This is a genomic window from Bdellovibrio sp. MYbb2, assembly GCF_056175685.1.
This window is the reverse complement of record NZ_JBJKJI010000001.1, coordinates 659419-679319: the sequence shown is the minus strand read 5'-3', so window position 1 is coordinate 679319 and position 19901 is coordinate 659419. Positions and strand designations below refer to the sequence as shown.

Annotated in this window: 22 protein-coding genes; 3 read left to right on the top strand and 19 right to left on the bottom strand. The window is 47.9% G+C overall.

Annotated elements, in window-relative coordinates; all coding sequences use genetic code 11:
- The first annotated feature begins 47 nt into the window (after positions 1-47).
- Positions 48-1292 (top strand): RCC1 domain-containing protein, encoded by a 1245-nt coding sequence (locus AC04MQ_RS03355; protein WP_051026342.1) that lies wholly within the window; start codon positions 48-50, stop codon positions 1290-1292.
- Here AC04MQ_RS03355 and AC04MQ_RS03350 read toward each other — a convergent pair whose 3' ends face one another.
- Positions 1293-2270, bottom strand: a complete 978-nt coding sequence (locus tag AC04MQ_RS03350; protein WP_015092828.1) for a hypothetical protein — start codon at positions 2268-2270, stop codon at positions 1293-1295.
- A 190-nt stretch (positions 2271-2460) separates the two neighbouring features.
- On the opposite strand from AC04MQ_RS03350, the gene AC04MQ_RS03345 reads away from it, so the two are divergent.
- A complete protein-coding gene (locus tag AC04MQ_RS03345; protein WP_475391076.1) occupies positions 2461-4002 on the top strand; it encodes a glycoside hydrolase family 3 protein in 1542 nt (513 codons plus the stop codon).
- A gap of 60 nt (positions 4003-4062) precedes the next feature.
- Here AC04MQ_RS03345 and atpC read toward each other — a convergent pair whose 3' ends face one another.
- The 10 genes from atpC to AC04MQ_RS03295 form a co-directional block, all read right to left on the bottom strand.
- Complete coding sequence (atpC, locus tag AC04MQ_RS03340; protein WP_235046201.1) at positions 4063-4479, bottom strand: ATP synthase F1 subunit epsilon; 417 nt, start codon at positions 4477-4479, stop codon at positions 4063-4065.
- A gap of 26 nt (positions 4480-4505) precedes the next feature.
- Positions 4506-5912 (bottom strand): F0F1 ATP synthase subunit beta, encoded by a 1407-nt coding sequence (gene atpD, locus AC04MQ_RS03335; protein ID WP_041578169.1) that lies wholly within the window; start codon positions 5910-5912, stop codon positions 4506-4508.
- A gap of 11 nt (positions 5913-5923) precedes the next feature.
- A complete protein-coding gene (gene atpG / locus AC04MQ_RS03330; protein ID WP_015092832.1) occupies positions 5924-6811 on the bottom strand; it encodes an ATP synthase F1 subunit gamma in 888 nt (295 codons plus the stop codon).
- A gap of 12 nt (positions 6812-6823) precedes the next feature.
- Positions 6824-8347 carry a F0F1 ATP synthase subunit alpha gene (gene atpA, locus AC04MQ_RS03325; RefSeq protein ID WP_015092833.1) on the bottom strand — a complete coding sequence of 508 codons (1524 nt, stop codon included), beginning with the start codon at positions 8345-8347 and terminating at the stop codon, positions 6824-6826.
- Positions 8348-8349: 2 nt separating this feature from the next.
- Complete coding sequence (gene atpH / locus AC04MQ_RS03320) at positions 8350-8898, bottom strand: ATP synthase F1 subunit delta (protein WP_015092834.1); 549 nt, start codon at positions 8896-8898, stop codon at positions 8350-8352.
- Positions 8899-8902: 4 nt separating this feature from the next.
- Positions 8903-9460 (bottom strand): ATP synthase F0 subunit B, encoded by a 558-nt coding sequence (locus tag AC04MQ_RS03315; protein ID WP_475391073.1) that lies wholly within the window; start codon positions 9458-9460, stop codon positions 8903-8905.
- 13 nt (positions 9461-9473) lie between these two features.
- Positions 9474-9908 carry an ATP synthase F0 subunit B gene (locus AC04MQ_RS03310; RefSeq protein WP_015092836.1) on the bottom strand — a complete coding sequence of 145 codons (435 nt, stop codon included), beginning with the start codon at positions 9906-9908 and terminating at the stop codon, positions 9474-9476.
- 94 nt (positions 9909-10002) lie between these two features.
- Positions 10003-10368, bottom strand: coding sequence for a bactofilin family protein (locus AC04MQ_RS03305; protein ID WP_475391071.1), 366 nt, complete (start codon positions 10366-10368; stop codon positions 10003-10005).
- Positions 10359-11369, bottom strand: a complete 1011-nt coding sequence (locus tag AC04MQ_RS03300; protein WP_015092838.1) for a ParB/RepB/Spo0J family partition protein — start codon at positions 11367-11369, stop codon at positions 10359-10361. The genes AC04MQ_RS03305 and AC04MQ_RS03300 overlap by 10 nt, the downstream gene beginning before the upstream one ends.
- A 14-nt stretch (positions 11370-11383) precedes the next feature.
- On the bottom strand, positions 11384-12196 hold the full coding sequence (locus tag AC04MQ_RS03295) for a ParA family protein (protein WP_015092839.1): 813 nt from the start codon (positions 12194-12196) through the stop codon (positions 11384-11386).
- Between the two features lie 127 nt (positions 12197-12323).
- Here AC04MQ_RS03295 and AC04MQ_RS03290 point away from each other — a divergent pair, with 127 nt between their 5' ends.
- Positions 12324-12818, top strand: coding sequence for a hypothetical protein (locus AC04MQ_RS03290; RefSeq protein ID WP_475391068.1), 495 nt, complete (start codon positions 12324-12326; stop codon positions 12816-12818).
- Positions 12819-12846: 28 nt separating this feature from the next.
- Here the strand turns inward: AC04MQ_RS03290 and rsmG are convergent, their stop codons facing one another.
- From rsmG to rpmH, 8 genes are read right to left on the bottom strand one after another with little or no spacing between them, the layout of a single operon-like run.
- Positions 12847-13512 carry a 16S rRNA (guanine(527)-N(7))-methyltransferase RsmG gene (gene rsmG, locus AC04MQ_RS03285; RefSeq protein WP_475391066.1) on the bottom strand — a complete coding sequence of 222 codons (666 nt, stop codon included), beginning with the start codon at positions 13510-13512 and terminating at the stop codon, positions 12847-12849.
- Complete coding sequence (mnmG, locus tag AC04MQ_RS03280) at positions 13463-15391, bottom strand: tRNA uridine-5-carboxymethylaminomethyl(34) synthesis enzyme MnmG (RefSeq protein WP_475391064.1); 1929 nt, start codon at positions 15389-15391, stop codon at positions 13463-13465. The genes rsmG and mnmG overlap by 50 nt, the downstream gene beginning before the upstream one ends.
- 2 nt (positions 15392-15393) lie before the next feature.
- Positions 15394-16824 (bottom strand): tRNA uridine-5-carboxymethylaminomethyl(34) synthesis GTPase MnmE, encoded by a 1431-nt coding sequence (gene mnmE / locus AC04MQ_RS03275; protein WP_475391062.1) that lies wholly within the window; start codon positions 16822-16824, stop codon positions 15394-15396.
- Positions 16825-16844: 20 nt separating this feature from the next.
- The gene (locus tag AC04MQ_RS03270; RefSeq protein WP_015092844.1) at positions 16845-17405 is read right to left on the bottom strand and encodes a Jag family protein; all 561 of its coding nucleotides are present in this window, start codon (positions 17403-17405) and stop codon (positions 16845-16847) included.
- A 51-nt stretch (positions 17406-17456) separates the two neighbouring features.
- Complete coding sequence (yidC, locus tag AC04MQ_RS03265; protein ID WP_015092845.1) at positions 17457-19076, bottom strand: membrane protein insertase YidC; 1620 nt, start codon at positions 19074-19076, stop codon at positions 17457-17459.
- Positions 19060-19356 (bottom strand): membrane protein insertion efficiency factor YidD, encoded by a 297-nt coding sequence (gene yidD, locus AC04MQ_RS03260; protein WP_080602457.1) that lies wholly within the window; start codon positions 19354-19356, stop codon positions 19060-19062. Before yidD ends, yidC begins: the two co-directional genes overlap by 17 nt.
- Complete coding sequence (gene rnpA, locus AC04MQ_RS03255) at positions 19298-19657, bottom strand: ribonuclease P protein component (RefSeq protein WP_051026343.1); 360 nt, start codon at positions 19655-19657, stop codon at positions 19298-19300. The genes yidD and rnpA overlap by 59 nt, the downstream gene beginning before the upstream one ends.
- Positions 19647-19796, bottom strand: a complete 150-nt coding sequence (gene rpmH, locus AC04MQ_RS03250) for a 50S ribosomal protein L34 (protein WP_080602459.1) — start codon at positions 19794-19796, stop codon at positions 19647-19649. Before rpmH ends, rnpA begins: the two co-directional genes overlap by 11 nt.
- Between the last annotated feature and the right edge of the window lie 105 nt (positions 19797-19901).

Below are 19901 nucleotides of genomic sequence, written 5' to 3'. Positions count from 1 at the left end.
AGTGAGACTACTTAAGACGGCGTCATAATACTCCGATAAGTTTTCATATGAAATACCGACTTCTGTACGTATCTTTTCTGGTAATTTCCTTTGCCATACTTAGTACAGGCTGCAGTCTTGATGCCGATCTCTTTTCAAAAGACTTAGCAAGTATCGACGACAATACCCACAATAACTTTTTGGCTTCCAAGCTTTCCGCTGGCGCCAACCACACGTGCCAGCTTAAGGCGGATGGATCTGTCTGGTGCTGGGGCCGCAATGTCTGGGGCGAACTTGGAAATGGCACCAACACCGACAGCACCGCTCCCGTCAGCGTTCTTGATCCCGGTGTTCACTACGACAGCATTTCGGTCACCGATAATTTCGCCTGCGGTCTGACATCGCAAGGCGCCGTTCGTTGCTGGGGAAGCAATTCCAGCGGTCAGCTGGGCAATGGGGTCTTGGATTCCAACATCCCCTTGCAGGTGCAAGGATTGGAATCCGGCGTGATCTCTGTTTCCACCTCGGGGGAACGATGGGGAAATTATGGCTACGCGTGCGCCCTGCTCGCAGATAAAACAGTGAAATGCTGGGGATATCACCCTGCAAATATTGGCAACGGCACGAATTCCAGCGCAACACCCGTGACAGTCGCTGGCCTGACGGGCGCAGTGCAAATTTCCACGGGTCGTGGTCACACTTGCGCCCTGCTGGAATCCAAAAATGCGGTCTGCTGGGGCGGCAACGCCGGGGGACAGTTGGGCGATGGCACCGGAATGGATTCAGCAATTCCGGTGCAAGTCAGCGGACTGACCAATGTTAAAAAAATTCTGGCAGCCTCTGCATCCTGGTTAAACGGTGGTTTTAGCTGTGCGCTGATGGAAAACGGCACCGTGAAGTGCTGGGGGATTAATAGCAATGGAACTCTTGGAAACAACAACAACGCCGTCACTCATTCGCTCAGCCCCGTGGATGTATTTGGTCTGACGGATATCGAAGACTTGGCGATCGCTTACGGAAATGATTCCAATGGCAACGGCACGGCGTGCGCCATTCATCAAAGCGGACAGGTTTCTTGCTGGGGATCAAACTCCAGCGGCATGGTGGGTGACGGCACTTACAATCCAACGTTCATCCCACTGCAGGTGAATAATCTTATCAGTCGCCAAACCGCCGTCGCTCTGGGCGAAGGCGGCGACAACGGATGCGGTCACACGTGCGCGCTAAATGATCTGGGAAATTTCAAATGTTGGGGTGCGAATGGGTCCGGTCAGCTGGGTGATGGAACCACCACCGACCGTCTGGCACCCTGATTAGAATTCTAAACGAAGACCACCACCGAACAGGAAGTCCGTCGTGGTGTCTGGATCATCAGGGGCTTCCGTCTTCGCGTACTGAGTCGCATAGACATCAATAAAGGTGTTCTCAAGTCCCCAACTAAACGTGCTTTGCTTCGCCGTTTCGTAATCGATCCAATCCAGTTGAATCAGCATTCCCACGGTGTAGTTGTAACCCATCTGAGTCGTGGCCGAGAAAGAATCCGTCGCGCTTTTTTCAGAAAATCCCATCTGCCAAACATTGATACCCACATAAGGCGCAACGTACGGTTCATTCATCAGCATGTCTGCCGTGAATTTGAAACCAATTCCGTACTTGGTGATTTCCAAACTGCGGTCACTGTTTCCGTCCACTTTACCGACGCCATATAAAGCGCCTGCGGCTAAAGAGCCCAGCATGAAATTGTATTTATAGTCCAAACCCAGCTGAATCAGATTCACCGTGTCCGAACCAAAAACGGCTTTGTAGGATTGACCGTCCAAAGTGGAAATGAAGTTTTTAAATTCGATCGCCTCATAATCAAACGACACATAGGTTCCGTGAGTTTCGCGTCGGACTTTATAGTCCGCCAGATTATCCTGACGGATCTGCACTTCCACCAGCGGCAGATGTTCCAGGGCCGGGCTTGGAGTGGGTTCGGCGTATCTTTGCACCGGAGCTTCAATCACCGCCGGCTCTTCAGGAACTGGAACGGCCTCTTCGGTTTCAGCGGTGGAGGTTTCTTCAGATGTTGTTGTGGATTCTTCAGCGAACGGATCAGAATCTTCATCCACATCGGTGGTTTCCACAGGGGAAAGATCATCGAAATCGGCCGGAGCTTGTTGCTGCTGTTGAATTTCGACATCATCGGCAGCTTCCACTTCCTGCTCGATATCTTGAGCATAGGCAGAAAAGCCCACCATCAAGGTCAGCAGAATACATACTTTTGATTTAAGACTTTGGTGCAATTTCATGCTGTCTCTCAAATCTCGTCTGGCCTCGTAGGGGCCAAGTGATAGTCTGAATCTTATGAACAAGTATATCAGGGGAATCCTTAGGAATTTTAGTTTTTGTCTGCTGATTCTTGTTTTTCCCCACCTTGTACTAGCTTCTGGTCCTTCGGCTGACAAGCTGTCAAAAGTCATCGATTTCAAGATCAAACAAATGAGTCCTGAAGAAAAAGTCGGACAGCTTTTCATCGTCGGCTTTCCCCATAAAAACGTCGCTCCGGATCTGGAATCCTTTATCGCGAAATACAAACCCGGATCATTCCTGCTATTTAAACGCAATATGATTTCAGCCCCGCAGATTCGGGAGCTGAATCTGGCGCTTTATAAAGCAAGCTACAAACATTCTAAACTTCCACCACTGATTGCCATCGATCAGGAAGGTGGATCGGTATCCCGCCTGCCGATCACGCCCGCTCCGCCGAATGCATTGGCCCTGGGGCAGACCCAGTCCCCTCTTTTGGCGGAAGAGATGGGCTATCAAACAGGACTATTCCTGCGTGAAGTGGGCTTCAACATGAATCTTGCGCCCGTGCTGGATGTGGTGGACCCCTATTCGACAAGCTTCATTGGTGTCAGATCCTTTGGCTCGGATCCGGAGCTGGTGCGCGACATCGGTGTCGCCTATTCAAAAGGTCTTCTTAAAGCGCGCGTGATCCCCACGGCGAAACACTTCCCGGGCACCGGCAGTCTGAATCAGGATCCGCATCTGACAGTTGTAAAAAACAGCGCCACGCTGGAAGAAATGAAAAAGCGCGATCTGGTTCCCTTCATTGGTTATTCCAAAATCGGCGCCAATATTGCGGTGATGATGTCGCATCTGATTTACCCGGGTCTGGATGAAGATTTAGAGCCTGCAAGTTTTTCCACAAAGATTTCCAAAACTCTTTTACGTGATGAACTGAAGTACCAGGGCCTGGTCATGACCGATGACTTGCAGATGCAAGGATCAAAGCAAGTGCTGCGCCCGGAAGCCGCGGCCCTGCGCGCCCTGCAATCGGGGTCCGACATCGTGATGCTGACATGGTCTTTTGCCGATCAGGGAAAGGCTTTTGATTACGTCTTGGCAGCCCTGAAATCCGGCGACCTTCCATCCGCCAGCGTGGATGAAAAACTTCGCCGTATTTTACGCGTAAAGGCCTTTGCAAACGTTTATCGCAGAGACCCCAAGCTGCCCTCCCTGCTTAGTGGCAACAGCCTCACGTCGCCTCAATACGCAGAGATCGAAGACGAAGTTTTATCCCAGAACTTAAAAACCAGCCTGATCCCAAGACAGCTGCCCTCAGCAAAAACCCCGCGTAAGCCCGCGTCGCTGGAAACTGTGTGTGCCGCCTCACCGTCTCAGGATTTCTTGCTGTCCTTTGTGGGCACGGAAAAAAGAAAGATCCCAAGTCTGAAGCTTGAAAACAGCTCGTTGGGTAAGGATCTGTCGGCATTGTTGAGTAAGAATCAATGCACGGCTTTGTTTGTTGGCGTCACCGGTCCTCGCACCGCCCGTCAGGTGCGTGGTCTTTCCCCGCAGGAACGCCAAAAGCTGATTGTGGTGAACTTGGGGGCGCCTCGCCTGTTCCCGAAGTCGCGTGGCTATCGCCAGGTCATTCAGCTTTACTTTAATCACAGGGATGCCGGCAAAAAGATAGCCCAGTACCGGGATGAAATCTTAAAGAGTTCTCAAGGTTCGTTTGCCTTGAAAGATTAGATCTTCAGAAATGACATTCTGAAAAAAGAAACGGAGGCTTGTGGCCTCCGTTTTAGTTTCTTACTTCTTAGCTGGCTGTTGTTCAGCCGCTTCGATTTTCGCTCTCGCGTGAGCCCAGTCGCGCTGGAACTCTGCCCAGTCCTCGTCTGTGATCAATTCGTTCATGATCTTCTTTTCAGAAAGAGCCAGGAACTCTTTTGTCGCCTGAAGATCAATGTCTTCAGGAAGGTCCGCGATGTTGGCAAGAATATTCACGCCCTCAGGGGAAACCTGGCAGTAACCCCAGCTGATAACAGCCAAGTCCTGCTTTTCTTTCCCTTTGAGTTTCCATTTCATCACGCCTGTTTCCAGAGTGGTGATCAATGGAGCGTGACCAGGAAGAATGTTCAACTCTCCCTTGAATGCTGGAACAGTCACCTCGTCGACCTCTTGGCCAACAAGGATGCGCTTTTCCGGTGTCACGATTGTCAGTTTCATATTCACCCCTTAGGAAGAGGCAGGCACTAAGCCTGCAGCTTCTTAGCTTTCTCGATAGCGTCTTCGATAGTACCAACAAGGTAGAACGCCTGCTCTGGAAGAGCATCGTGTTTACCATCAAGGATCTCGCGGAAACCTCTAACAGTGTCTTTGATATCCACGTACTTGCCTGGCAAGCCAGTGAACTGCTCAGCAACGAAGAACGGCTGAGACAAGAAACGCTGGATCTTACGAGAACGGGAAACAACCAATTTATCAGATTCAGACAACTCGTCCATACCCAGGATCGCGATGATGTCCTGAAGCTCACGGTTACGCTGCAACAACGCCTGAACGTCACGAGCGCATTTGTAGTGCTCTTCACCGATAACAGTTGGATCCAACAAACGAGAAGTGGAAGTCAACGGGTGAACCGCAGGGAAGATCGCCATAGCCGCGATATCACGATCCAAGTTTGTCGTAGCATCCAAGTGAGTGAACGTGGTTGCTGGAGCTGGATCCGTGTAGTCATCCGCTGGTACGTAAACCGCTTGAACGGAAGTGATGGAACCTTTTTTAGTGGAAGTGATACGCTCTTGAAGAGTACCCATCTCTGTTGCAAGTGTTGGCTGATAACCAACCGCAGAAGGGATACGACCCAATAGTGCGGAAACTTCGGCACCCGCTTGAGTGAAGCGGAAGATGTTGTCTACGAAGAACAATACGTCCTGGTTTTCAACGTCACGGAAGTATTCAGCAACAGTCAGACCAGTCAAAGCAACGCGCGCACGAGCTCCAGGAGGTTCGTTCATCTGACCGAACACCAAAGAAGTCTTGGCCAATACGCCAGACTGCTTCATCTCTTGCCACAAGTCATTACCTTCACGAGTACGCTCACCAACGCCTGCGAATACGGAGAAACCACCGTGCTCAGTCGCGATGTTACGGATAAGTTCCTGGATAAGTACTGTTTTACCAACGCCCGCACCACCGAACAAACCGATCTTACCACCCTTAGCGTAAGGTGCCAGCAAGTCTACGACTTTGATACCAGTCATCAACATTGCTGCAGATGTAGCCTGGTCTTCGAATTTTGGAGCTGTTCTGTGGATACCCCAGTGTTCTTTTGCGTTTACTGGACCCATTTCGTCGATTGGTTCACCAACTACGTTGATGATACGGCCCAAAGCTTCACGGCCTACCGGCGCTGTGATTTGAGTGCCCAACGCTTTAACTTTTTCACCACGAACCAAACCTTCAGTTTGGTCCATAGAGATAGTTCTTACAACACCGTCACCCAAGTGCTGAGCAACTTCAAGAACAAGGTTGAATTCAACGTCAGAGATAAATTTGTTTGATACACGCAGAGCAGAGTTGATCGCAGGAAGTTCCCCGCCTTCAAATTCTACGTCCACTACGGGACCCATAACCTGTTTTACTTTACCGAATGCCATTATTCAGCTCCCTATCCTTTAAGCGCTTCAGCGCCAGATACGATTTCAATCAATTCTGTAGTAATTTTTTCTTGTCTCAATTTGTTATACGTCAGAGTGAGTTTGTTGATCATCTCTTTCGCGTTGTTTGTCGCGTTTTCCATCGCGCTCATACGAGCACCATGTTCACCCGCAACAGACTCGGACATACATCTGTAAACTTGAAGTTCGAAGTGTTTCTCAAGCAATTCTTTGATGATTTGCTCTGGAGCCGGTTCGAAGATCATGTCGACAGCAAAGTTGGATGCAGCTTCAGTTTCTGTTTTGAAAGTCGTCAAACCAAGGTTGATTGGCAGAAGAGTTTCAGCAGTCACCGTCTGGGAAATGGCAGATTGGAACTCGTTGTGCACGATACGAACTTCATCGTAAGCGCCTTCAAGGTAATCATTCATCACGCGGTTCGCAACTTTGGAAGCCAGCTCATAGGAAATGTCCTTATCAAGCTTGGTGATGTAATCAACCGGCTTGATACCACGTCTTGCGAAGTAGTCATGACCACGACGACCCACGAACAGGAAGTCGATCTTCTCTAGAGAAGCTTTGTTGTTGTTATAATAAGCTTCAGCGAATTTGTTGATATTGCTGTTGAAAGCGCCGCAAAGACCGCGATCAGAAGTGATAACAACAAGCAAAACATTCTTTACTTGTTCTTTCTTCTCCATCAACGGATGCGACACTTTATTGGTCACAGCGATATCCGCAATCACCTGACGCAAAGCCAGAGCATAAGGACGCATATTAACGATGTTATTCTGCGCCTTTCTCAACTTTGCAGCAGACACGAGCTTCATAGCTTTCGTGATCTGCTGGGTGTTTTTAGTGGACTCAATCTGAGCCCGGATATCCTTCAAGCTTGCCATTTAAGCACCAAATTACTTGTTAGAAGGTTGGAAGATTGCTTTGAACTCTTCAAGAGCTGCCAACAATGCTTTTTTAGTATCGTCAGCAATCGCTTTCTTCTCAGAGATAGTTTTGATGATCTCAGAGTGCTTGTTTTTCAAGAACTCGATCATTTCTTTTTCGTATCTCTTAACGTCTGTCTCTGGGTATTGGTCAACGAACGCGTTACCAGCAGCGAAGATCATGATGATTTGCTCTTCAACTTTTACCGGAGAGTATTGAGGCTGTTTCAACACTTCAATCAGACGACGACCACGAGCAAGCTGTTGCTGGGACGCTTTATCCAAATCGGATGCAAACGCAGCGAATGCTTCCATGGAACGGAACTGAGCAAGCTCAAGTTTCAGGGAACCTGCAACTTGTTTCATCGCTTTAATCTGAGCCGCACCACCCACGCGAGAAACGGATTTACCTACAGAGATAGCTGGACGCACACCTTTGTAGAACAGATCGGATTCAAGGAAGATCTGACCATCAGTGATGGAGATAACGTTGGTAGGGATGTAAGCAGAGATATCGCCCGCTTGAGTCTCGATGATTGGCAATGCAGTCAAAGAACCGCCGCCTTTATCAGCAGACAATTTGGAAGCACGTTCCAACAAACGGCTGTGGCAATAGAACACGTCACCTGGGTAAGCTTCACGGCCCGGAGGACGACGAAGAAGCAAAGACAATTGACGGTAAGCCTGAGCTTGTTTCGTCAAGTCATCGTAAACGATAAGAGCATGTCTGCCAGTATCGCGGAAGTATTCAGCCATAGCTGTACCGGAGTAAGCAGCCAGGTATTGAAGTGGAGCTGGGTCAGAGGCATTCGCCGCGATGATAGTGGTGTACTCAAGAGCACCCGCCGCACGCAGTTTTTCAACCACTAGAGCTACTGTGGATTGTTTTTGACCGATAGCTACGTAGAAGCACTGAACATTCAAACCTTTTTGGTTGATGATAGTGTCAACTGCGATAGTTGTTTTACCAGTTTGACGGTCACCGATGATCAATTCACGCTGACCACGGCCGATTGGTACAAGGGCGTCGATCGCCTTGATACCAGTTTGAAGAGGTTCTTCAACCGGGTGACGGTAAACGATACCAGGAGCTTTGGTTTCAACGATACGGGAGTGAGGCGTGTTGATAGCGCCACGGCCGTCGATCGGGTTACCAAGGGCGTCTACAACGCGACCAAGAAGAGCTTCACCTACAGGTACGGAAACGATTTTTTTCGTTCTTTTAACTACGTCGCCTTCTTTGATGTGACGGTCTTCACCGAACAACACGGCACCAACGTAACCTTCTTCAAGGTTCAGAACCATTCCGTATACTTCGCCTGGGAACTCTACAAGTTCACCAGCCATTGCGTTTTCAAGACCATAGATACGAGCAACCCCGTCCCCTACGGAAAGAACGCTACCTGTTTCACTTACTTCAATCTTTTTGTTGTATTGATTGATTTGCTCTTTGAGAACGCGACTGATCTCGTCAGCACGGATTTGTGTTTCCATTGTTAGTTGGCTCTCCTGTTTAGTTCTTCATTTAATTTTTTAAGATGAGTGTCGATGCTGTCATCGAATGTCCAGCCGCCTACAGTGGCAACGATGCCACCAAGCAGTTTTGGATCCTGTTCGTAAGTCAGAACGATTTTCTTATTCAATACTTTAGTGATTTTTTGCTCGATGTCTTTTTGAGCATCTGCCGCCAGAGGCTGGGCAGAACGTACCACTCCGCGAGTCACGCCCTCTTCCAAATCAAGAAGATCGCGGTATGCGAAGGAAATTTGCTCAAGAACACCGAAGCGGTTTTTTTCAGCCAGCAGAACAAGTGTGTTCACCACTTCTTCAGAAACACCTTTGCCGGACAAAGACGCTTTTACCGCTGTGATCTTCTGATCAGAACCGATCATTGGATTTTCGAAATAGTTTTTTACAGAGACATCGCCCGCGAAGGACTTCACCAGTGCCTGCAGTTCTGCGTGCACTTGAGTGTGGATGCCTTTTTGCTTTGCTACAGCCAGAAGGGCTTTTGCGTATCTTTTGGAAATCTCGCTGACTCTCATCGGCTTACACTCCAACGTTGTTGATGAAATCTTTTTGCAGTTTTTGTTGATCAGAAGAACCAAGATCCTTCGTCAAAACGATGCGAGCGGCTTCAACAGAATCCTGCAGAAGCTGGGTGCGAAGCTCTTTTTGAGCGCGCTGAACTTCAAGACGTGCTGTCAGTTCGGCATCAGTTTTAATACGCTTGGAAACGTCGTTGGCTTCATCAAGGATTTGTTTTTTCAGGTCTTCAGCGTGAGTCTGTGCTTTGCGCAGGTTCTCTTCGCGAGTCTGATCCAGATTTGCCAGTTTGTTTTTGATATCAACGAATTCTTTTTCAGCCTGTTCGCGCGCAAAAGCGGATTTTTGAGCTGCTTCCAGGTAAGCCGCTTTGCGGCCTGCGAAGAAGGAAACGATAGCATCTTTTGTGAAATAGATGATCGCCGCAAACAGGATCGTCAGGTTGATCGCCTGGAACATGATTGTGGAAGTTGGGATATGATTGTCACCGTGATGACCGCCACCTGCTGCAAATACTGCTGCTGGAGCCAGAAGTACCAATAGATTCAAAATCAATTTCATATGCATTACTCTCTTATTTACCAAGAAGCTTGCTGGTGATTGCCATTGCTACAGAGTTTGTCTGGGACTTCAATTCGCCCGCTGCAGTTGCTACCGCAGTTGTGATTTGAGTTCTGTTGTCCTGAACAAGTTTGTCCGCCTCTGTGCGGGCTTTGGAAACTGCAGATTCGTAATCTTTGTTCGCCTGAGATTTGGCCGCATCGATGATGGATTTCATCTGGCTGTTCAAGTCACGGGTTTTAACCTCGTACTCGGTCTGCAACTCTACGGATTTATTTTGATATTCAAGAGCAAGATCTTCGCCGCCCTTGGTTCTTCTTTCTCTTTCTTCCAATGCGTGAGCATAAGGACCGAAAACGACTTTGCTTAAAAAGATCAAAGCGATTGCGAAGAACACAAACTGAATGCCGGCCGTGGTATTGATACCTAGTTGTGCAAAAATGTCCATTTTGTTGAAATCCCTACTGATTTTTTGACCTTCGGAATTAGCATTGGCGGCCTGAACAGGTCAAGGCGTATTTCTAGATGATAATGTTCGCTGCCTAAGACTTAGGCATGTAGGACGCACCCTCGAAAATGACCCCTTCATCGATGCGCAGACTTGGGGATGTTACGGTGCCTTTAAAGATGGCTGGAGGGTGCATTATAACCCTGCGACGGGCAAAGAGATTTCCCTCAACCCGGCCGGAAATAACGATGGTATCGGCTTCGATTTGGGCCGTTACAGAGGCCCCTTCGTTAATAACGATGGTGTCCTTGGTAAAGATTTCCCCCTTAAAGTCACCGCCAATTTGAACAGTCCCCTCGAAGCTGAGCTTTCCTTCGAAATGGGTCCCCTGGTCAAGGATTGCCGTCACATGACCAGTTAAAAGATCTTCTTGGAGTGCGGGGGAAAGGTTTACTGCCATCCTTCTTTAAGCCTATCTACCATATTGGTCAGTTCATCATCGGAATAGAAATGAATGGTGATTTTACCTTTTGAATTGGCGTAATCAATGTTCACTTTCGTACCCAGCATTTTCTGAAGCTCATCGCTCAAACCAGAAATCAAACGCTGAGTAACATTAGAATCAAAAGTTGGTGCCTCTTCAACTTCATCGTTACCTTTCACGACGGCTTGCACCATTTTTTCAAGCTTACGAACCGCGATTTTTTCGTTCACAACTTTTTTCGCGAATTCCAGCTGCTTCTTTGGATCCTGCAAAGAAAGAAGGACTTTGGCGTGACCCACGGAAAGTTCGTTTCCAGAGATCATCTCTTTCACAGAATCAGGCAAAGACAATAGACGAACAGCATTCGCCACGGTCGCACGGTCACGGCCGACTTTTTCCGCCACCTGCTGCTGAGACAACTTAAACTCAGAAATCAGGCGCGCATAACCTTCGGCTTCTTCGATCGGATTCAGATCTTCACGCTGAATGTTCTCAACAATCGCCAGTTCCAGCGCTTGTTTGTCATCGTAATTCTTAAGGATAACTGGAACTTCATGCAGTCCCGCCAGTTGGGATGCACGCCAGCGGCGTTCACCGGCCACGATTTCCAGTTTCCCGGATACCGTACGACGAGCCACGATGGGCTGAAGAATACCGTTCTCTTTAATAGACTGAGCAAGCTCCTGAAGCGGTTCTTTCTCAAATGTTCTACGAGGCTGGTATTGACCAGGTGAAAGCTTATCAATTCCCACTTTCCAGATTTTGCTCTCAGGATCTACGGGAGGGGCGACGGGTGTCGCTACTTGAGGAGCAGCCGCTGGAGCGGGAGTTGAAGCTACAGTATTATTAATAGATGTGGCAGCAGCAGCTTTCGGAGCTGCCGGAGTTTGTTCCGGAGCAGGGCCACCCAACAAAGAGCCTAAGCCGCGGCCCAGACCTTTTTTCTTGTTTGAGGATTCTACAGCAATATCAGACATTTAAATTCCCCTTCTTATGCCATCTGTTCTGTCTGTGGAGCCATCTCTGGCGTCACTTTCACTTCTGAGCGCACGATCACTTCACGTGCTAGCTCAAGGTATCTCACTGCGCCGATGGATTTGCTGTCGTATTCGAAGATGGATTGACCATGGCTTGGTGCCTCGCTGAGGCGTACATTTCTTGGAATGATGGCGTTGAATACTTTCTCGCCAAAGTGGTTCTTAATCTCGGTCACAACTTGGTGACTTAGATTATTCCGGATATCAAACATCGTCAGAACGATGCCTTCGATATGGAGTTGAGGATTCAAATTCTTTTTGATTAGTCCTGCCGTATTCAAAAGCTGACTAAGCCCTTCAAGTGCATAGTACTCACACTGAAGAGGCACCAGGAAACTGTCCGCCGCATTCAGGGAATTCAAAGTCAAAAGACCCAAAGATGGAGGGCAATCAATGATCACGAAGTCATATTGATCAGCCACGGTGGCAATCGCCTGCTTAAGACGGTATTCACGCTGCGGCATATCAACCAATTCAATCTCCGCACCCACTAGGTCAGGATTAGCCGTGGATACTTGAAGGTTTGGATTGGAGGTTTTTTGAGTAGCCTCGGTCAGAGTTTTCTCGCCGATAAGCACATGGTAGCTATTCGCATCCTGGCTATCGTATCTTTTGATACCCAAACCGCTGGAGGCATTCCCCTGAGGGTCCATGTCGATCAAAAGAACTCTTTTTCCAAGAGACGCCAAGGCGGAGGAGAGGTTCACAGACGTCGTTGTCTTACCAACACCACCCTTTTGATTCGCTATGCAGATTGTTTTTGCCATTTTTCCTCCTTGAGATAAAAAAGTCCTCCTTTTTGCGTGAACATTCAAGAATAAAGACTAGTTTTTCGCGCCACACCTTATGTTTTTCGCTGTTTTTGCCGATGTTCCACGTGGAACAAGTGTATTTATGAGATTAATCACCCTGTGCATCCTCAGTTTGTGCCTCTTAGCCTGTAATAAGCCCGATCCACATCCGGAGCTGAAGGATCCTATATACACCGACTACAAATCACAGCTTGGCGCCACATCCGCTGCCCTTGAATCCGAAAAGAAAGGTCTTGAGGGTTTCGAGAAAGAACTGGCTGAGGTAATTCCACAAACAGGTCAAATTAAGTACGCCCAAAAGCGCGTGCGTGAATCAAAAGAAAAGATCGTCCGCCTGGAGCAGGAAAAGCAGTATCTCGAACTAAAAATCGAGGCCCGCCGCAAAGAATCCATACGCTCTTATAATAAAGCCTTTAAAAAGGGCGAGACTTGGCCCGACCCGCAAGAGTGGGCGTCCTATCAGACCGAGCAGCGCTTTAGAAACGCCAAAAAAAGCTGGGATGTGAAAGAAAGAATGAAAGAAGTCGGCCTTGGGGAAGAAAAAACCCCCGAACCAGCGGCCGGGGGTCATCATTAGTGTCTTTTTGAATGTTCCACGTGGAACATCACGCAATTTTGTCTGTTTTCACCACTGAAAACTTAATAGCCCCGATCGGAAGCTTGTATTCCCCCACAAGGGAGGGCGTCCATACGGAACAAAGCTGGGTCGGGATATCTCCCACTTCAATCCCCCACTCTTCGCTCTTCAGATGATAGAAAACGCCGCCCTTTGGGACCACTTTACGGGTTATCATAATAGACTTGGAAATATTCGCCAGGCCCCGAGCCATCACATAGTTCATGGATCCGTCCGGGAAAGATTCTATGGTTTTGTTCTCGACCGTCACATTTGCGAGCTTTAAAACACCCGCGACGTGGGTCAGGAACTCACACTTCTTCTGATCGAACTCTACCAGCACCACTTGCACCTTCGGGTACAAAAGAGCGAACACCAGACCCGGGAAGCCGTTGCCGGACCCCAGGTCATAGATTTTATCTAGGTTTGGATTGGATTTCATGATGGCCTGAGAGGCCAGAATAGAATCAGCAAAATGAAGAGCGTCGGCCACAAAAACCGTTTTGGCTGAAATAAGATTCAGAGTGCGGTTAAACTTTAGAAGCTCTTCGTGATAGGTCTTAAGTCGAGTCCTGAGATCTGGACTTAGATCAGGGAACCACTCATCAATGCGCCAGTATACTATCGGTGCTGCCTGTTCCTGATTGTCCTTCAAGCCCCATCTCCTTGATCTTTTTATGACCTTTTAGATGGATCATTATAGCCTGAATAGCGGATGGATTAACACCACTTATCCTTTGAGCTTGACCTAAGGTACGGGGCTTGACGCATAGCAGCTTATCCTTCTCTTCATTGGAAAGACCGCGGATTTCACCGTACGCCAAGTCGTCTGGAAGTAGCATTTCTTCCAGTCTTTTTGACTGAACGATGAGGTCCATCTGGCGTTTTACGTAACCCGAGTACTTCACTTCAATTTCAACCGGCTCAACTACATTTGGATCCGGATCCAGCTCGAAATTCAGAAGTTCCAAGTGTGAACTCGTAAGTTCAGGACGACGCAGCAACTCTTCGAAAGTTAAAGACTTCGACATAGCTGGAGTCGGAATTGTCGCTAAAATAGCCTGGATATCTTTGGTCGGATAAAGCACGGTATTCTTCAAACGATCGTGCAAAACCTGACGGCGCTCACGCAGATTGGTCAAAAGCTCAAAAGACTCTGCAGAAACAAGACCCAGTTTGCGACCCAGGTCACTCAACCTGTCGATAGTATTGTCTTCTCGCAAAACCAAACGGTGTTCTGCGCGCGAAGTGAACATGCGATACGGTTCGCGCGTACCTTTCGTCACAAGATCGTCGATCATCACACCCATATAGGCTTGATCGCGACCCAATATGAATTCCTCACGACCCAAAATACTGTGAGCCGCATTGATTCCGGCAATCAGACCCTGAGCGGCTGCTTCTTCATAACCGGAAGTTCCGTTGATCTGACCTGCCAGGAACAACTGACGAATTGTTCTGGTCTCCAGGCGATGCCAGATCTGAGTCGGCTCAATATAGTCGTACTCAACCGCATAGCCGTATCTTGCAACTTTCACGTTCTCAAGACCCGGAATGGTTTTTAAAAAACGATCCTGAACTTCTTCTGGAAGACTGGTGGAAATACCCTGCAGATAAATCAAATCCGTGGAAAGACCTTCCGGCTCCAGGAATGTCTGGTGACTGTTTCTTTCGGCGAAACGAGTGATTTTGTCTTCAATCGAAGGGCAATAACGAGGGCCCACACCTTCAATAATCCCGCAGTACATAGGGGATTTATCCAGATTCCCACGGATGATATCATGGGTTTCTTCAGTGGTGCGGGTCAGGTAACAAAGCACCTGGGGAAGTTTGAGCTTATCGGAAGAGCGGAAGCTGAAAGGATAAACCTTTTCATCCCCGGCTTGTGGGACCGTTTTAGACCAGTCGATGGAATCTTTCAGCAAACGTGCCGGAGTTCCGGTTTTAAGTCTTTTTACTTCAAAACCAAATTGCGCCAACTGATCAGACAGACCGATGGAAGGCTGATCCCCTACACGACCGCCGGCTTCCTGGCGAAGTCCGATATGCATGACCCCGTTCATGAATGTGCCGGTGGTGATGATGGTCGCTTTGGCGAAAATTTCAGAACCATCCTGCAGAACCACGCCCACACACAGATCCTTTTCCAGAATCAGGCGTTTTACTTCACCTTGCAGAACCTCAAGGTTTGGCTGGTTGTACAAAGCATCTTTTTGGAACTGAGAATACAAATGCTTGTCGTTCTGAACACGGGTGCCGCGAACTGCGGGACCTTTCGAGGCATTCAAGCGTTTGTACTGGATGCAGGTTTCATCAGCTGCAACACCCATCTGACCGCCCAGCACATCGATCTCTCGAACCATGTGTCCCTTGGCAAGGCCCCCGATGGACGGGTTGCAACTCATATAACCGATACGATCCGTGTTGGTGGTGACCATCAGAGTGTTCAAACCCAAACGTGCGGAAGACAGACACGCCTCAATACCCGCGTGGCCGGCACCGACAACAATCACATCATATTTTTTGTTAGCCATAATTATTTCCCGATACAAAACTCTTTAAAGACCCGGTCCATGATCTGATCATCAAACCGCTTCCCTAAAGTTTCGTGAATCGCAATGAGAGCTTCTTTAAACTCAAGAGCCAAAAACTCAGCACCTAACCCTTGCGCCACGACTGATTGTGAACGTTGGGTGTTTTCAAGGGCGCGGGAAAGATTCTCAAAATGACGGGCATTGGAAATCAACACTGTGTTTTCCACCTGCAAATCGGCGAACTCTTTCACCAGGTCCTTAAGCACCTCGGAACGCACCTTTTTATCAAGAGCGCTGACAAAGAACACCCTTCTTGTGAAGAAAGCCGCGGGGTCTTTAAGTTTTTGGAAAAATTTACTGTTTTTAAGTGTTTTTTCGACAGTTTCCAGGGGTTTAGACCCCCCAATTTTGTCGGTTTTATTAGCCAAAATATAGGTTTTCGCCGGATCCAAGGACTCCAGAATCTGAAGTTCCTCAGCCCCCAGGCCCTTTTCAATGTCATAAACAAAGAACACCACATCGGATTCATTCTGAGCTTCATAACTTTTCTGGATACCGATCCGCTCCACCAAATCGGTGGCTTCATCACGAAGACCGGCGGTATCCACAAAAGTGAATTTCACACCCTGGAAAGTCGTATCCCCGTGAATCACATCACGTGTGGTCCCTGGGATGTCCGTCACAATGGCACGTTCATCTTCCAGGAACAAGTTCAGCAAACTTGATTTCCCCACATTCGGAAGGCCCGTCAGAACAATGCGGAAACCATCTTTCAGCAGACGTCCCACTTTGAACGTGGCCACCAGCTCTTTCAGACTCGCTTCGATTTTTTTCAAACGAACCTGAATGATATTTTCTTCGATAACTTCAATGCCTTCGGTGGAAAAATCAATACTGGCTTCGGCGTGCGCCAGAATCCAGGTCATGTCGTCTTCGATTTCTTCAAGCTTTTGGGAAAGGGTCCCTTTAAGCTGGCGCAGAGCCAGTTTCGCGGCCTGCTGACTTTGGGATTCGATCAAAGAAAGAACGGATTCCGCCTGAACCAGATCCAGCTTCCCGTTCATGAACGCACGGAAAGTGAATTCCCCGCGATCCGCCGGACGAGCACCCAGATTGACCAATTGATTCAAGATTGTTTGGCAGATCAGCGGGCTTCCATGGCAGGAGATTTCAATAACCTCTTCACCGGTGAAAGAGCGGCCTTCTTTGAAGTAGGTTGCCAGAACCTCGTCAATCTCATCGCCTGATTGGGAGTTTTTCAGATTCCCGAAATAGACTTTATGAGACTCAGGATGTGCCGGCAAAAACTGGCAGATTTTAGAGACGATATTTAAAGTCTGGGGGCCACTGACTCTGATAACAGAGATTCCGCCCACTCCGTGAGGAGTGGAGATCGCACAGATTGTATCCTTATCACGATCTTGGCGGATCATAGGCCCCACTTTAGGGCTCACTAGTCGTGAGCCACTTCCTCGTTACCAGCAGCGTTTGGATTGCCGCCTTTAGCTGGATAGATTTTGATTTTTTTGTACAGACCATCACCCAAAGAGCGGCTTTTTACGCGCGGATCTTTTGCCAGGTACTGGTGAACAACTTTGCGATCTTTCGGCGGAAGAGCTCTGTAATAAACAGATTTCCCCTGCTCGATGCAGATTGCTTTCAGGTTTTCCGCGCGTTCGATCAGAGCGTTTGCGGATTCATCACGGTATCCACCGCAGTCCACTGTGATATTTGTCTTATCATCAGGGAAGTTGTGCTGGATCACGCGTTTCAGGAACAACTGGAATGCATCCAGCATCTGTCCTTTTTTGTCTTTCAGAATCTCTTCATCAGCGCCAGAGAACTGAACAGCCAAAGTTACGGAGCCGTCTTCTTCTTTCTCGGTCACGATCTCAAAAGACAGTTCAAACTGAGCTTTCTCGATGATCCCTTCCAAAGTTTTTTCAACAAGGGCTTCCACTTCGTTGTTAGCACCTTTGCTTTTCCCCCCGAAAAGCTTACTAAAAAAACCCATTATGCCTCCTATTTATAAATAAAAAATAATTCTAAAACTTTCACCCAAGGACTAAGCAGTTACCGCTTTGGTCTTTGGCTCTCTCATGATCAGCCATTGCTGGATGATACCAAACAGGGTGCTGACAACCATGTAAAGAGTCAGACCGGCTGGAAGCTGCAACATGAACAAAGAGAACACCACTGGCAGGAACGCCATGATTTTCGCCTGAGTCGGATCCATGGTACTTGGAGTGATCTTCTGCTGGATGAACATGAAGACCGCCATGGAAACCGGCAACACATAGAACTTATCGTGAGAGCTCAAATCCGTGATCCAGAAGATGAACGGAGAATTATAAAGCTCGATGGAAGAACCAATCACGCGGTACAGAGCGAAGAACACCGGAATCTGAAGCAGCATCGGCAGACAGCCACCCAGAGGATTTGCGCCGTTTTGTTTCATCACGGCCATCATTTCCTGGTTCAAACGCATTGGATCTTCTTTGTACTTTTCACGCAAGTTTTGAATGATCGGCTGAACCTTTTGCATCGCCTTCATGGATTTGAAAGACATGATATTGAACGGCAATACGCACAAGCGAACCAGCAAGGTCAGAATGATGATCGCAAAACCCCAGTTGCCAACAACCGAGTGAGCCGCTTTCATCACATAAAGAAGCGGACGAGCGATAAAGCCGAAGAAACCAAAATCAATCAGGCTTGCCATCTCTGGATCCACTGCTTTCAAAGCATCGATGGATTTAGGGCCGGCATAGAAAACTTCAGAGAAAGTCATTTCAGACTTTACAGAGGCAGGTTTGTAAACCAGTTCAGCCATCGCTGTTTTTGCATTGATCTGAGCGTTCAGTTTCACTTCCGGCATGATTTCAGACTTGTCCAAAATAGCCGCGGCAAAGTACTGGGAACTAACAGAAACCAGGGAAGTTGCCGGGAAGTCTTTCACCACGTCTTCTTTAGCGCCGCTGAAATTCACCGTGTCGTGTTTACCACCGTTATGAGTGACAAAGAAATCCTGGTGCTCATAGGAAGGGAACAGGAAGGAAGTGGATGCGTGCGTGTGGATGGATTCCGGGATCAACAAAGAGAAGCCTTTTTTAAAGTCTTCAGTCGGGTTGGAAACGGAAATCGTGTTGGTGAAAGAGGAAGTTTCAGTGTTGAACTTCAATTCACGCTTAATCACGGTTTCACCCACATGAGCCGTACCCACGTAGTGACCTGGAGCCTGTTCCGCCACATCAAACGTCAGGGGTTTTGAATCCCCTGCCCAGCGCATTTCAAACAGACCATCAACATTGGAAACACCCAGCTTGATGTTGTTCTTTTCTTTATCCTGGTAGTTGTTGATGGTGTAACCCTTCAAACCCATACCAAAGCTGGTCATAACAAAGGAAACTTTGTCGTTTTCGAAATGGAATTCTTTCGCCGTTGTTGGCGTTTCCATGATTTCAGATTTTGTATCGACAGTGTTTGCTGTGGCAGCAGGAGTTTCAGAAGTGGTCGCAGCGGTTGCTGAATTTTTAGCCTGTTCGGTTTGAGTCTTAGGCTTATTATAGTCTGGATATTTTTTGCCGAGGTAAGTGTTCCATCCGTAATAAACGATAGCTACGGCGGCCACGGCGATAAGTGTTTTGGGATCAAAGAATGACGGCGTGTTATTCTTTTGTTGCATTGATTACTCCCTTTGCAAGAGGAACCGGATCATACCCATAAGGTCCTCCCGGTCGGCACTTGCAAACCCTTTTGGTGATTAACCAAAGAGCTTTGTGTGTATGATGAGTCTTAATGGCTTCGAGTGCATAAGCAGAACAACTGGGCTCGAATCGACAGGATCCACCTAAGTGAGTGGTGCCGATGGTCCGGTAAGCTCCAATAAACAACCATAAGATGTACTTAAAGGTGTTTTCGTAGAGTTTCCAAACCACGGTCCATAGCTTTGACAAATTCCTCATGACTGAGACCTTTGTAAAAGTTTGCTTCCATAGGTTTAAATATAAGATTGATGTCGGCTTCAAGGATTTGTCCCGCCACAAGGAAGCTGCGGAAATACTCTCTGGTCCAACGCTTGAGTTTATTGCGCACGACGGCCGATCCAGTCTTGCGACTAGCGGTTACGCCAAAACGCAACTGACCTACCTGGTTTCTCTGATAATTCAGAAGCAACCACTTTGTAGGCCAGTGTCTTTTACCCGATTGTTTTAGAGAGAGAAATTCAGAGCTTCTCTTAATTACTTGTGCGGAATTATTTTCCACCAGTAGAAACCGTCAGACGCTTTCTACCTTTAGCGCGACGACGATTTAGAACATCTTGACCAGCTTTAGTAGCCATACGAGCGCGGAAACCGTGTGTGGTTTTACGACGTTTATTTGATGGTTGGTATGTACGTTTCATAACTATCTCCCCAGGGTTTTTTTACGACGCTAAATGACGTCAAAGACACCTATATATGTATTCCACAAAGTTGGTTCCAACTAGATACGTGGGGCATTAATAAAG

Bases quoted from the DNA above. Each gene is read 5' to 3' on its own strand.
- AC04MQ_RS03355 (WP_051026342.1), top strand. From the start codon at position 48: ATGAAATACCGACTTCTGTACGTATCTTTTCTGGTAATTTCCTTTGCC.
- AC04MQ_RS03295 (WP_015092839.1), bottom strand. From the start codon at position 12,196: ATGGCAAAAACAATCTGCATAGCGAATCAAAAGGGTGGTGTTGGTAAG.
- AC04MQ_RS03315 (WP_475391073.1), bottom strand. From the start codon at position 9,460: ATGAAATTGATTTTGAATCTATTGGTACTTCTGGCTCCAGCAGCAGTA.
- mnmG (WP_475391064.1), bottom strand. From the start codon at position 15,391: ATGGCTAACAAAAAATATGATGTGATTGTTGTCGGTGCCGGCCACGCG.
- AC04MQ_RS03350 (WP_015092828.1), bottom strand. From the start codon at position 2,270: ATGAAATTGCACCAAAGTCTTAAATCAAAAGTATGTATTCTGCTGACC.
- AC04MQ_RS03290 (WP_475391068.1), top strand. From the start codon at position 12,324: ATGAGATTAATCACCCTGTGCATCCTCAGTTTGTGCCTCTTAGCCTGT.
- yidD (WP_080602457.1), bottom strand. From the start codon at position 19,356: ATGAGGAATTTGTCAAAGCTATGGACCGTGGTTTGGAAACTCTACGAA.
- AC04MQ_RS03310 (WP_015092836.1), bottom strand. From the start codon at position 9,908: ATGGACATTTTTGCACAACTAGGTATCAATACCACGGCCGGCATTCAG.
- atpH (WP_015092834.1), bottom strand. From the start codon at position 8,898: ATGAGAGTCAGCGAGATTTCCAAAAGATACGCAAAAGCCCTTCTGGCT.
- yidC (WP_015092845.1), bottom strand. From the start codon at position 19,076: ATGCAACAAAAGAATAACACGCCGTCATTCTTTGATCCCAAAACACTT.
- atpG (WP_015092832.1), bottom strand. From the start codon at position 6,811: ATGGCAAGCTTGAAGGATATCCGGGCTCAGATTGAGTCCACTAAAAAC.
- rpmH (WP_080602459.1), bottom strand. From the start codon at position 19,796: ATGAAACGTACATACCAACCATCAAATAAACGTCGTAAAACCACACAC.
- AC04MQ_RS03300 (WP_015092838.1), bottom strand. From the start codon at position 11,369: ATGTCTGATATTGCTGTAGAATCCTCAAACAAGAAAAAAGGTCTGGGC.
- atpA (WP_015092833.1), bottom strand. From the start codon at position 8,347: ATGGAAACACAAATCCGTGCTGACGAGATCAGTCGCGTTCTCAAAGAG.
- AC04MQ_RS03345 (WP_475391076.1), top strand. From the start codon at position 2,461: ATGAGTCCTGAAGAAAAAGTCGGACAGCTTTTCATCGTCGGCTTTCCC.
- atpC (WP_235046201.1), bottom strand. From the start codon at position 4,479: ATGAAACTGACAATCGTGACACCGGAAAAGCGCATCCTTGTTGGCCAA.
- atpD (WP_041578169.1), bottom strand. From the start codon at position 5,912: ATGGCATTCGGTAAAGTAAAACAGGTTATGGGTCCCGTAGTGGACGTA.
- AC04MQ_RS03270 (WP_015092844.1), bottom strand. From the start codon at position 17,405: ATGGGTTTTTTTAGTAAGCTTTTCGGGGGGAAAAGCAAAGGTGCTAAC.
- AC04MQ_RS03305 (WP_475391071.1), bottom strand. From the start codon at position 10,368: ATGGCAGTAAACCTTTCCCCCGCACTCCAAGAAGATCTTTTAACTGGT.
- mnmE (WP_475391062.1), bottom strand. From the start codon at position 16,824: ATGATCCGCCAAGATCGTGATAAGGATACAATCTGTGCGATCTCCACT.